We start from the raw sequence: 12,743 nt of genomic DNA on the forward strand, positions 1-12,743 counted from the left end.
GCCGGTGCCCGGCCCTCTAGTCTCGCTCGATTGTTCTCCAGCCGGCCCGATGCCGGCAGCTTCCCATCAAGACAACAACCGCGGGAGAGGAAAGGTGCTGACCCTCATAGGCCTTGCCATCATCATTACCATCGTGACCCTTTTGCTGTTTGAAAAGGTCATCCCGATTATCGCCCTTAGCGCCATCCCCTTTGTCGGTGCGCTGCTGGCCGGTTTTGGTATCAATGAGATCTCGGAATTCTTTCAGCAGGGTGTGAACAAGGTGGCGGGCGTCGCCTTCATGTTCATGTTCGCTATCCTGTTTTTCTCCATCATGAAGGAACGCGGGCTCTTTGACCCCCTGATTACCGGCATGGTGAAGCTGACGCGCGGCAACGTGGTGGCCGTGGCGGTCATGACCGCGCTGGTATCGGCCTGCGTGCACCTGGACGGTGCCGGAGCGGCCACCTTTCTGATCGTGATGCCGGCGTTGATTCCCCTCTATCGCCGGCTGGGCATGAGCCCCTATCTGATGCTGACCCTGATGGCGACCAGCATGGGCCTTTTGAACATGGTGCCCTGGGGCGGGCCGATCGGGCGTGCCGCAGCCGTGACCGATATTTCTCCCGATAAGCTCTGGCACGGGCTGATTCCGGTGCAGCTGGTGGGCATCGTACTGGCCGTGATCGGGGCGCTTCTGCTGGGGCTGCGGGAAAAGCGGCGCATCGAAGCCCTCGGCGGGATGGAGGCGGCCATTGCGCACAACTATCCGCCGGGCAGCAGCATGGATATTGCCTCCAGCGGTACGGCCACCGACGCGTCTGCGCATGATGCCGATCCCAGTGGACGGACTTCCGGGGCGCATGAGGGCATGCCGCGGTTTTACTGGATCAACGCCGCGCTGACGCTGGTGACGGTCGTATCGCTGGCGCTGGGGCTGATGGCCCCGGCCTATATCTTCATGCTGTCGCTCTCCGTGGCACTACTGCTCAACTATCCGAGCCTGTCGGCGCAGTCGCGCGTGATCACGCAATACGCCCCGCAGGCCTTCAACATGGGCGCCATCATTGCCGCCGCCGGCGCCTTTCTGGGCATTCTCAACGGCACCGGCATGCTGGAAGCCATCGCTCTGGATGTAACGCGCATCCTGCCCGGTCAGGCCGTGGGTCTTTTGCACATTCTGGTCGGCATCATGGGCGTGCCGCTGGAGCTTCTGACCAGCACCGATGCCTACTACTTCGCGCTTTTGCCGGTCATTCAGCAGATTACGGGCAGTGCCGGGGTGGATCCGGTCTCGGTGGCGCATGCCATGTCGATCGGCAGCATCGTGGGCACCTTCATCAGTCCGTTTTCCCCGGCGTTGTGGCTGGCCCTCGGGCTGGCCGGCCTCGAGATGGGGCGCTATATCCGCTACGCCTTCCTCTACCTGTGGGGATTCAGTCTCATCATGATGGTATTCGGCTACCTGTTCGGCCTGTATTGAGTCGACGCATCAGACCGCTTTGATTCCTGTCGATGTCTGGCCCGGAAGTGACTTCCGGGCCTTTTGCCATCAATGGCACAGGCATGCGATCCGAAGGCAAGCCAAAAAAGGCATGGGTCATGCATAAACGGCATGGGGTGAGGCGCACTTTTACAGGGCGGCGAAGGCATTCCGGCGCCATTGCGGTGCAGACCTAACGTCTTGACAGGGTTGTCTTTTTTGGCAGGAAAGTGCTGTAACTCTTCGAAATTGAGTCGTTTTTTTCAAAATCAGAAGGGCGGCAGGGGGTTTGCCTCGCGAGCCGTCTATCGTATGCTCGAACCAGCTCTTTTCCCACCTCGGGCGCTCATGAGGCGCTGTCTGAAATAAAAATAACCGGGCAGAGTATCCTTCTTTTAGACCCATTACAACCGTGTCAATTTCTTGATGCTTCGCTTTCTAGCGTTTACGGAGAGGCATGTTCATGACAAGAGGTCTTCATCGGCCCGACGAGTTCCGTGACAACTGCGGTTTCGGCCTGATCGCCCATATGGAAGGGCAGTCAAGCCATGATCTGCTGGCCACTGCCATCGAATCCCTGACCTGCATGACCCACCGTGGCGGCATCAACGCCGACGGCAAGACCGGCGATGGCTGTGGCCTGCTGCTGGGCATGCCCACGGGCTTCATGCGCGATATCGCCCGAGAGTCCCTGCAGGCAGAGCTGGGGGACAACTTCGCCGTGGGCGTGGTGTTCTTCCCCGACGACGACGAGCGTGAAAGGAAGGCGCGAGGCGTTGTCGAGGAAGAACTCGCCGCCCGTGGCCTGGCCTTCCATGGCTGGCGCGACGTGCCCGTGGACGACAGCGTCTGCGGACCGCTGGCACAGTCCTGCCAGCCGCGCATTCGACAGATGTTCGTCTCCCCGGCCAAAGGCCGTGACAGCGATCTCGACTTCAACGTCGATCTGTACATGGCGCGCCGCTTTGCCGAGCAAAAGCTCAAGGGCGAGGAGGAGTTCTACGTCTGCTCGCTCTCCTCGAAAGTGGTCTCCTACAAGGGTCTGATGATGCCGGCGGATCTGCCGACGTTTTATCAGGACCTGGGCGATGAGCGCCTGGAAACCTCGATCTGCGTTTTCCACCAGCGCTTTTCGACCAATACCGCGCCGCGCTGGCCGCTGGCCCAGCCGTTTCGTTTTCTGGCCCACAACGGTGAGATCAACACCATCGAGGCCAACCGCAGCTGGGCCAATTCGCGCAAGGAGAACTTTGCGACCGAGCGGCTCAAGGAGATTGAAGGGCTCGAGGAGATCGTCAACACCACCGGGTCCGACTCCTCGAGCATGGACAACATGCTCGAGCTTTTGCTGACCGGCGGTATGGAGCTCTACCGCGCCGTGCGTTTGATGGTGCCGCCGGCATGGCAGAACGTCGAGACCATGGACAGCGAGCTGCGCTCGTTTTACGAATACAACTCTATGCACATGGAAGCCTGGGACGGCCCGGCCGGCATCGTTTTGACCGATGGCCGTCACGCCGTGTGCATGCTGGATCGCAACGGTCTGCGCCCGGCGCGCTGGGTGATCACCGACAACGGCTACATCACGCTGGCCTCGGAGATCGGCGTGTGGAACTACCCCACCGGGACGGTCGTGGCCAAGGGCCGCGTCGGACCGGGGCAGATCCTGTCGGTGGATACCCACACCGGTGAGGTCCTTCACACCGCCGATGTCGATGACCGCCTCAAGCGTGCCTACCCGTACAAGCGCTGGCTCAAGGAAAACGCCCACTATCTGGAATCGGCACTGACCGAGCTGGCAGAATTCCAGCCGGTGGACGAGCGTCAGCTGCTGGCGATGGAGAAGATGTTCCTGGTGACCAACGAGGAGCGCGATCAGGTACTGAGGCCGCTGGCCGAAACCGGTCAGGAAGCGGTCGGCTCGATGGGTGACGATACCCCCATGGCCGTACTGTCGCGTCAGCCGCGGCTTCTGAGCGACTTTTTCCGCCAGAAGTTTGCTCAGGTCACCAACCCGCCGATCGACCCGCTGCGTGAAGCGATCGTCATGTCGCTGGAGACCTGCCTGGGCGCCGAGCGCAGCGTGTTCGAGGCCACGCCCGATCACGCCCACCGCCTGATTCTGACCACGCCGGTGCTGTCCCCGCGCAAGTTCACCGCGCTGACCGAGCATGACGATCCGGCCTTTGCCAGCTGTCGTCTGCCGATGATGTATGACGGCGAGGCGATGAGCCTCAAAGAGGCCATCGTCCAGCTGCGCCAGCAGGCCGAAGAGAAGGCGCGCGCCGGCTGTGTGGTGCTGGTGCTCTCCGACAGTGGCCTGGAAAAGGGCCAGCTGCCGATTCATCCGGCACTGGCCGTGGGCGCGGTGCATCAGCATCTGGGTCGACTGGCGCTGCGCCCGCGCATCAATATCGTGGTCGAGACCGGTTTTGCCCGCGACGCTCATCAGATGGCGGTGCTTTTCGGCGTGGGGGCCACGGCGGTCTATCCGTGGCTGGCCTATCAGACCATGGCGGACATGTATCGCAGCGGCGAGCTGACCGGCAATCCGGCAGACGGGCGCGAAAACTATCGTCGCGGTCTGCAAAAGGGGCTTTTCAAGATCCTCTCCAAGATGGGCATCTCGCACATCGCCTCCTACCGCGGCTCGCAGCAGTTCGAGGCGGTAGGGCTGTCCTCCGAGATCATGGATCTATGCTTTCACGGCATGGCCTCGCGCATCGAAGGCACCGGCTTTGCCGAACTGCAGCTGCAGCAGGAGCTGCTGGCCCGGGATGCCTGGACGGCGCGCAAGCCGATCCGTCAGGGCGGCATCTACCGCTACGTGCACGGCCACGAGTACCACGCCTACAACCCGGACGTGGTCAAAAAGCTTCAAGAGGCCGTGCAGGAGAGCAGCTTCGAGAAGTGGAAGGTGTTTGCGGCGCTGGTTAACGAGCGTCCGGTGGCCACCATCCGCGACATGCTCAGGCTCAAGGCCGGCGCCGAGCCGATCGATCTGAGCGAGGTCGAGCCGGTCGAAAACCTGCTGCCGCGCTTTGACAGCGCCGGCATGTCGCTCGGGGCACTCTCGCCCGAGGCGCACGAGTCGCTGGCCCAGGCGATGAACGAGTCGGGCGGTCGCTCCAACTCCGGTGAGGGCGGTGAAGACCCGGCGCGCTACGGCACGATCCGCTCCTCCAAGATCAAGCAGATCGCCTCCGGGCGCTTTGGCGTGACGCCGGCTTATCTGGTCAACGCCGAGGTCATGCAGATCAAGGTCGCCCAGGGCGCCAAGCCCGGCGAGGGTGGTCAGCTGCCGGGTGGCAAGGTCAATGCGCTGATTGCCAAGCTGCGCTACGCGGTACCCGGCGTGACGCTGATCTCGCCGCCGCCGCACCATGACATCTACTCCATCGAGGATCTGGCTCAGCTGATCTTTGATTTGAAGCAGGTCAATCCGGACGGTCAGGTGTCGGTCAAGCTGGTCTCCGAGCCCGGCATCGGCACCATCGCCACCGGCGTTGCCAAGGCCTACGCCGATCTGATCACGGTGTCGGGCTATGACGGCGGCACCGCGGCCAGTCCGCTGACCTCGATCAAGCATGCCGGCTCGCCGTGGGAGCTGGGGCTGCCCGAGGTGCATCAGGCGCTGCGGATCAACGGCATGCGCGGTCGGATTCGTCTGCAGACCGACGGTGGCCTCAAAACCGGGCTGGATGTGGTCAAGGCGGCGATTCTGGGCGCCGAAAGCTTTGGCTTTGGCACCGCGCCGATGGTCGCGCTGGGCTGCAAGTACCTGCGGATCTGTCACCTCAACAACTGCGCCACCGGTGTCGCCACCCAGCACCAGGGGCTGCGTGACGAGCATTTCCGCGGCACGGTGGACATGGTCAAGAACTACTTCCGCTTTATCGCCGAGGAAGTGCGCGAGCTGATGGCCATGCTGGGCGTGCGCCGGCTCACCGACCTGATCGGGCGGGTGGATCTGCTCGAGAAGATCGAGGGCGAGACCCGCTCCCAGCGCGCACTCGAGTTCGAATCACTGCTGCATAACGACTTCGTGCCCGACGACGCGCCGCAGTTCTGCCAGGTGGAGCGCAACGTGCCCCACGACGGCGGCGAGAAAAACCTCGAGATCATGGATCTGACGCGTGAGGCGCTCGAAGAGAAAAGTGGCGGCGAGTTCCATCTCACCACCACCAACTGCGACCGCTCGATTGGTGCCACGCTGTCCGGCGCCATCGCCAAGCGCTACGGCGAGGCGGGCCTTGAAGACGCCCCGATCACGCTGCGTCTGACGGGCGTGGCCGGCCAGAGCTTCGGGGTGTGGAACGCTCGCGGGCTCAACATGTATCTCGAAGGCGATGCCAACGACTACGTCGGCAAGGGCATGAACGGCGGCACGCTGATCATCACGCCGCCGAAGGACAGTCGGTTTGAAAGCCGTCACACGGCGATCATCGGCAACACCTGTCTGTATGGCGCGACCGGCGGCACGCTGTATGCCGCGGGCACGGCCGGCGAGCGCTTTGGCGTGCGCAACTCCGGGGCCTTTGCGGTCATCGAAGGCGCGGGCGATCACTGCTGTGAGTACATGACCGGTGGGGTCATCACGGTGCTGGGCAGAACCGGGCTCAACTTCGGGGCCGGCATGACCGGCGGCTTTGCCTTCGTGCTCGATCTGGATCGCGAGTTCGTGGACAGCTACAACCACGAGCTGGTCGAGATCCAGCGCGTCAACACCGAGTACATGGAAGCCTATCGGCGCTATCTGCGTGAAACGCTCGAGGCGTATGTCGCTGAAACCGGATCCGCCTGGGGTCAGGAGATTCTCGAGGATTTCACCGAATTTGTTCGCTATTTCTGGCTGGTGAAGCCCAAGGCCGCAAGCCTTGGAACCCTTCTGGCTGAATCCCGCCGCCGGCCCGAATAAGGAGTGACGTCACATGGCAGAACAGCTCTCCAACGATTTTCAGTTTATCGATGTGGGTCGCCAGGACCCGAAGAAAAAGGAAGCGCACCTGCGCGTGCAGGAATTCGGCGAGATCTATGAAGAGTATCGCCCGCGCGACGCCGCAAGCCAGGCGCATCGCTGCCTGCACTGCGGCAATCCGTACTGCGAATGGAAATGCCCGGTCCACAACTATATTCCCAACTGGCTGAAGCTGGTCACCGAAGGGAACATTCTGGAGGCCGCCGAGCTTTCCCACCGCACCAATTCGCTGCCGGAAGTGTGCGGTCGCGTCTGCCCGCAGGATCGCCTGTGTGAAGGCGACTGCACGCTCAACGACGGCTTTGGGGCGGTCACCATCGGCTCGATCGAGAAATACATCACCGATACCGCCTTTGCGATGGGCTGGCGCCCGGACATGACCGGCGTGGAATGGACCGACAAGCGCGTGGCGGTCATCGGCGCAGGCCCGGCCGGCCTGGGCTGCGCCGATGTGCTGGTGCGCAACGGGGTCAAGCCGGTGGTTTATGACCGCTATCCGGAAATCGGCGGGCTTTTGACCTTCGGCATCCCCGAATTCAAGCTCGAAAAAAACGTCATGCAGCGCCGTCGCAAGGTGTTCGAGGAGATGGGCGTCGAGTTCCGCCTCGGCGTCAATATTGGCACCGACGTTGCCATTACCGATCTTCTGGGTGAATTCGATGCCGTGTTCATGGGCATGGGCACCTACAAGTACATGGAGGGCGGCTTCCCCGGCGAGCAGCTTGAAGGCGTCTACAAGGCGCTGGACTATCTGATCGGCAACGTGAACCACAATCTGGGCTTTTCGAACTCGGCCACCGACTTCGTGTCCCTCAAGGGCAAGCGGGTCGTGGTGCTCGGGGGCGGCGATACGGCGATGGACTGTAACCGGACTGCCCTGCGTCAGGGCGCCGACGAGGTGACCTGCGTCTACCGTCGCGACGAGGCCAATATGCCCGGTTCGCGTCGTGAGGTGAAAAATGCTCGCGAGGAGGGCGTCGAGTTTCTCTTCAACCGTCAGCCGATCGCCGTGATCGGCGAGAACGGTAAGGTCGAAGGCATCAAGGTCGTGCGCACCCGCATGGGCGATCCGGACGAGAACGGCCGTCAGCGCGCCGAGGTGGTGCCGGACTCCGAAGAGATCATCGAGTGCGAGGCGGTCGTGGTGGCCTTTGGTTTCCAGCCCCACGAGGTGGACTGGTACAGCGACCACCGCGTCGACATCGACGATCGCGGTCGCGTTCTGGCCCCGGAACAGGGCGACATGGAGATGAAGCGCTTTGCCTATCAGACCAGCAACGAGAAGATCTTTGCCGGCGGTGACATGGTGCGCGGTTCGGATCTGGTGGTGACCGCCGTGTTTGAAGGTCGCCAGGCCGCGGAAGGCATGCTGGACTATCTGCAGGTCTGATCAGGACCGCGCAGTACGCGAGGGCGTCGGCCATTGTGCCGGCGCCCTTTTTTGTTCTGAATCGGGGTGTGTTGGCGCTCGCGTCGGTGGTATGTGCGCCGCCAAATCTATACAGTGGCGCCCTCGCGACACACTGCAATGAACGAACAAGGGTAAAGAACATGATCAGGCTGGAACGCAATATTCTGGATCAGGCCAATAACCATATGCGTGAACTGGAAGATCATGTCATGGGCAACAATGACGGTGATCAGAACAAGGCGCTGGACACCAGCAGCCAGCTCAAGGCACTGCTGGCACTGGCCGAGATCCGTGACAGCGGCATGTCCGATGAGTGCGCCGGCATGCTCGAGGAAATCGAGCGCCGCTCGAAGCTTGTGATTTCAAAGCTCGAAGACAGCCGCCTGAGCCTCTAAACGTTGTACCGGGCCGTAAATCAACGGGCGCCCTGAGAACAGGGCGCCCGTTTTACGTTCCAGGGGCTCAGGCGATCCCGATGCGCCCCTTGAGCGTCTCTTCGCTCTGGGGTGACGTGTCGGCCAGCACCGCACGGGCCTTATCGAGCTTGTCCGGGTCCATGTTGAGCTGCAAAACGCCTTTTACCCTGCCGTCTTTCAGGTAATACACCACGCCCTGCTGCTGCGGGGTGGCCCAGTCCTCGACGGTTTCCAGCGAACTGTCGAGCGCACCGACGGCCTTGTAGGCCATGTCAAAGACGGTGGAGTAGAAGTACGGGGTATGATCGTAGCGCTCCTGACTGCCGGCCATGATATGGCCCACGGTGGTGCCGGACTGGTTGGCGTGATCCACGTGCTCGATGCGCTGACGGCCCAGAATCCGGTCCGGGTAGCGGGCAATGTCACCGGCGGCGAAGATGGCCTCGTCACGGGTCTGCAGCCGTTCGTTGACGACCACGCCGTCGTCGACCTCAAGGCCGGCCTGCTCGGCAAGCGCTACATTGGGCGTCACACCCAGCCCAAATACCACGGCTTCGGCTTCCAGCGTGCTGCCGTCATCCAGCGCCAGGGTGATGCTGTCACCATGGACCTGGCCGTTATCGACGCTGCGGCCGCCGAGCAGCCTGACGCCCTGGTCCAGATAGGTCTGGTGAAAGCGGCTGGCGAGCGACTTCGGAAACATTTTGCTGCCCAGCACCTCTTCGGGATAGATCAGTGTGACTCGGGTGTCGTTTTGCACCAGTGCCGCGGCGATCTCGGTGCCGATATAGCTGCCGCCGACGACCACGATATGGCGTTGCCCGCCTGAAAGTTCGCGCAGGCGGTCGTAATCGCGCACGGTGCGAAAATAGAGCACGCGATCGCCCGCCGGCAGGTCATCCAGCGTCACAACCGTGCCGCCGGTGGCCAGCAACAGCCTGCCATAGCCGTGCACTTCTCCCGAGGCCGTGGTCACGGTCTTTTCGTCACGGTTGATGCTTTCCACGCGGGTGTCGGTGTAGAGCGTGGTGTGCTCGTCCTGCTCCGGCGACATCCAGATCCTGTCATAAGTGAACTCGGGGTCGGTCCAGAGCTTCTTGGAAAGGGCGGGGCGCGTGACGGGGCCGTCGGGCTCGGCGCCCAGAATGGCAATGCTGCCCCGGTCGTCGTGCTCGCGGATACCGTTAACGGCGTTGGCGGCCACCATGCCGCCTCCGATAATCAAATAATCATGACGTTGCATATCGACTCCCTGTCGTCAGATGCTTGAGTGTTCTCCCGGCGTCCCGCCGGTCATGCCGATAGCTCAAGCGTAGTTCAGGACGGGTGGGTCTGTCGGGCATCAACCCCATCGATATCAGGGAGGCCGGAGTGGCATCCGCGCCCGCTCTGTCGTTGCTCCTGATGGCAGGCGTGGCCGACAAGAGCGCCCGATTCAATGGCTGTCTGTTCTTTTTATACCGTTGTTTATCGGTGTGGCGGACATTGTGAAGCACTTGCTTCGCCATGGCGCCCCTGTCAGCCTGGCGGGTCGTGTCGACCGGTCAGCCGCCCGGCAGTGTCGTTCGCCAGGATGGCCGGTGCCTGGTCCTGTCTCGAACCGCAGGGGAGCATCCCGACGCCCGGGGCGGTAGAATGCGCGCCGAATGGCATTTGATGACACGGCTGGAGTAGACAAGTAATGGCACAATCCTGGTTTCCGCGCTGGCACCTGGCTGACGCCAGCAAGGATGGGCTGGTCGCGCCCGATGAGCGCCTCAGCGCCGGCCAGACGCTGGTCATGGGTATTCAGCATGCGGTGGCGATGTTCGGCTCAACCGTGCTGGCGCCGCTTTTGATGGGGTTTGATCCCAATCTGGCCATTTTGATGTCCGGTATCGGCACGTTGCTGTTTTTTCTGATCGTGGGGGGGCGCGTGCCGAGCTATCTGGGCTCGAGCTTTGCCTTTATCGGCGTGGTGATTGCCGCCACCGGTTACGCCGGCAGCGGCGGCAACCCCAATATCGGCCTGGCGCTGGGCGGCATCATTGCCTGCGGGGCGATCTATGCCCTGGTCGGGCTGATTGTAATGGGGCTGGGCACGCGCTGGATCGAGGTGCTGCTGCCGCCGGTGGTGACCGGGGCGATCGTCATGACAATCGGGCTCAATCTGGCGCCGGTGGCCGTTTCAAGCGTGGTGGATTCCAGCTTTGACAGCATCATGGCGCTGGTCACGGTGCTCTGCGTCGGGCTGGCGGCGGTATTCACCCACGGCATGCTGCAGCGGCTTTTGATTCTGGTCGGGCTGGTGGCGGCCTATATTCTCTACGCCGTGGTCACCAACGGGCTGGGCCTGGGCACGCCGATCGACTTTTCGGTGATCTCGAGCGCCGCCTGGTTCGGCCTGCCGACATTTTCCACGCCTGAGTTCAGCACCCACGCGATCGTGCTGATCGCGCCGGTCGCAGTGATTCTGGTGGCCGAGAACCTGGGGCATATCAAGGCGGTCGGGGCCATGACGCAGCGCAATCTGGACCCGTATATCGGTCGCGCCTTTCTGGGCGATGGCCTGGCGACCATGCTCTCCGGGTCGGCCGGCGGTACCGGCGTGACCACCTATGCCGAGAACATCGGTGTGATGGCGGTTACCCGGGTCTACTCGACGCTGATTTTCGTCGCCGCCGCCGGCTTTGCGATTTTGCTGGGCTTCTCGCCGCGCTTCGGGGCCGTCATTCAGACCATTCCCGAGCCGGTGCTGGCCGGTACCTCGATCGTGGTCTTTGGTCTGATCGCCGTGGCCGGTGCGCGCATCTGGATCGAAAACAATGTGGACCTGGGCGATAACGCCAATCTGATCGTGGTCGCGGTGACGCTGGTGCTCGGTGCCGGTAACTTTTCGTTGAGCCTTGGGCAGTTCACGCTCGATGGCATCGGCACGGCCACCTTTGGCGCGGTGATTCTGCATGCCATTCTGCGTCGCGGTACGGCGCGCAAGACGCTGGAAGGCGATCACTGAACCGGGTCTGATACCCGATGCCCCGGGGCTGTCATGCCATCGGCGTGGGCAGGCTCGGGGCGTTGTCATGACATGTGCTTTCGTTTTCAGGCCCCGGTCGCGTTAGGCTTGATGAGATGACTGTCATGAACGAGGGCGCTTTATGAATGAACAGCCGGACGATGAAAGACCGCTGGCCATGACGCGCGAAGTGCTCGAGGCCGACCGTCTTCGCGCCCACTATGAAAAGCATCATCCGCAGGAGGCACTGGTCTCCAACGAGGCCTTTCGCGATTCGATCAACGACATGCTCTCCCACCGCCCGCCCGGCAGTGAGCAGATCGATGGCGTCTATCTGTTCGCCTATGGCTCGCTGGTGTGGAATCCGTGCATCGAGATCGAGGAACGCCAGCGTGTGCGCCTTGAGGGCTATCATCGTGACTTCTGCCTGAATCTGGAGCACGGTCGCGGCACGCCCGAGTGCCCGGGGCTGATGCTGGCGCTGGTGCCCGGCGGTGACAGCGAAGGCATGGCGCTGCGGGTCAGCGAGCAGCATCTGGCGCACGAGCTGTTGCTGGTCTGGCGTCGTGAGATGATCACCGGCGCCTACATGCCGCGCTGGGTGACGCTGGCCACCGAGGTGGGCGAGCTGCCAGGGATTGCCTTTATCGCCAACCCCGAGCATTCGCGCTATCTACCCGGACTTTCCGATGCCGATATTGTCGGCCGGCTGGCCGCGGCCCGTGGCGTACTGGGGAGCTGTCTTGAGTATCTGGACAATACGGTGGCAGGGCTCAAGGATCTGGGGATAGAGGACGTCTATCTGGGGCGGCTCCAGCGCGCTGTGCATGCCCATAACCGCACCGAGCGCACACGTTAGAACTGGTGCATATTTATCGCATGCCGATCGATTTCCTGCTGTACTTGCCAACCATGGCCATTGATACCTGACCCCTGGAGTATGCATGAAAAAGCCGCAAACCCTTTTTTTTCAGGATGATGGCGATATTCCCAATAGCGGTTACCCCACGCTGCTCTATCGCGGCATGACGGCAGAAAACGGACAATCGCTGGTGGAGACCCTCGAGGCCCTGTTCGAGCACAACGACTGGCCCGTTCAGTGGCGTGGGGGCGTATTTGATTATCACCACTTTCACAGTACGGCCCATGAGGTGCTGGGCGTCCATGACGGCGCCGCCACCCTGCGGCTGGGTGGCGAGCAGGGCGAGGACATCGAGGTCAGCGCCGGGGACGTGATCGTGCTGCCGGCCGGCACCGGGCACTGTCGTATCAGTGCCAGCAACGACTTTGCCCTGACGGCAGGGTACCCGCGCGGACAGGGGGACTGGGACATCTGTCGCAGTGGTGACAATACGCCCGCCGTACGAGAGCGCATCGAGCTCCTCTCACGGCCGGCGCTTGATCCGGTGGCCGGCGACGCCGGCGGTGTGGCCAGCGACTGGGTCTGACCCGGATCGATAGCACGCTGTCCGTTCAGGGCA

The 12,743-nt window shown here is 62.4% G+C and carries 8 protein-coding genes; 7 read left to right on the forward strand and 1 reads right to left on the reverse strand.

Annotated features, from left to right (window positions below; translation table 11 throughout):
• Positions 1-94: 94 nt before the first annotated feature.
• The 4 genes from C8D72_RS12335 (at position 95) to C8D72_RS12350 (ending at position 8,246) form a co-directional block, all read left to right on the forward strand.
• On the forward strand, positions 95-1,462 hold the full coding sequence (locus C8D72_RS12335) for a CitMHS family transporter (RefSeq protein ID WP_115854730.1): 1,368 nt from the start codon (positions 95-97) through the stop codon (positions 1,460-1,462).
• Positions 1,463-1,925: 463 nt separating this feature from the next.
• Positions 1,926-6,380 carry a glutamate synthase large subunit gene (gltB, locus tag C8D72_RS12340; RefSeq protein WP_115855118.1) on the forward strand — a complete coding sequence of 1,485 codons (4,455 nt, stop codon included), beginning with the start codon at positions 1,926-1,928 and terminating at the stop codon, positions 6,378-6,380.
• A 13-nt stretch (positions 6,381-6,393) separates the two neighbouring features.
• Positions 6,394-7,830: an FAD-dependent oxidoreductase gene (locus tag C8D72_RS12345; RefSeq protein WP_115854731.1), complete on the forward strand. Its 1,437-nt coding sequence runs from the start codon at positions 6,394-6,396 to the stop codon at positions 7,828-7,830.
• 161 nt (positions 7,831-7,991) lie between these two features.
• A complete protein-coding gene (locus C8D72_RS12350; RefSeq protein ID WP_115854732.1) occupies positions 7,992-8,246 on the forward strand; it encodes a hypothetical protein in 255 nt (84 codons plus the stop codon).
• A 67-nt stretch (positions 8,247-8,313) separates the two neighbouring features.
• On the opposite strand, the gene C8D72_RS12355 is transcribed toward C8D72_RS12350, so the two are convergent.
• The gene (locus C8D72_RS12355; RefSeq protein ID WP_115854733.1) at positions 8,314-9,510 is read right to left on the reverse strand and encodes an NAD(P)/FAD-dependent oxidoreductase; all 1,197 of its coding nucleotides are present in this window, start codon (positions 9,508-9,510) and stop codon (positions 8,314-8,316) included.
• 438 nt (positions 9,511-9,948) lie between these two features.
• Here C8D72_RS12355 and C8D72_RS12360 point away from each other — a divergent pair, with 438 nt between their 5' ends.
• The 3 genes from C8D72_RS12360 to C8D72_RS12370 all read left to right on the forward strand — a co-directional run bounded on the left by C8D72_RS12360 (position 9,949) and on the right by C8D72_RS12370 (position 12,710).
• Positions 9,949-11,262 (forward strand): solute carrier family 23 protein, encoded by a 1,314-nt coding sequence (locus C8D72_RS12360; RefSeq protein WP_115854734.1) that lies wholly within the window; start codon positions 9,949-9,951, stop codon positions 11,260-11,262.
• A 142-nt stretch (positions 11,263-11,404) separates the two neighbouring features.
• Complete coding sequence (locus C8D72_RS12365) at positions 11,405-12,121, forward strand: gamma-glutamylcyclotransferase (protein WP_115854735.1); 717 nt, start codon at positions 11,405-11,407, stop codon at positions 12,119-12,121.
• Between the two features lie 85 nt (positions 12,122-12,206).
• Positions 12,207-12,710 carry a cupin domain-containing protein gene (locus C8D72_RS12370; RefSeq protein ID WP_115854736.1) on the forward strand — a complete coding sequence of 168 codons (504 nt, stop codon included), beginning with the start codon at positions 12,207-12,209 and terminating at the stop codon, positions 12,708-12,710.
• The last annotated feature ends 33 nt before the right edge of the window (positions 12,711-12,743 follow it).

The sequence above is a fragment of the Kushneria indalinina DSM 14324 genome (genome assembly GCF_003385845.1).
In the GTDB taxonomy this organism is placed as follows: domain Bacteria; phylum Pseudomonadota; class Gammaproteobacteria; order Pseudomonadales; family Halomonadaceae; genus Kushneria; species Kushneria indalinina.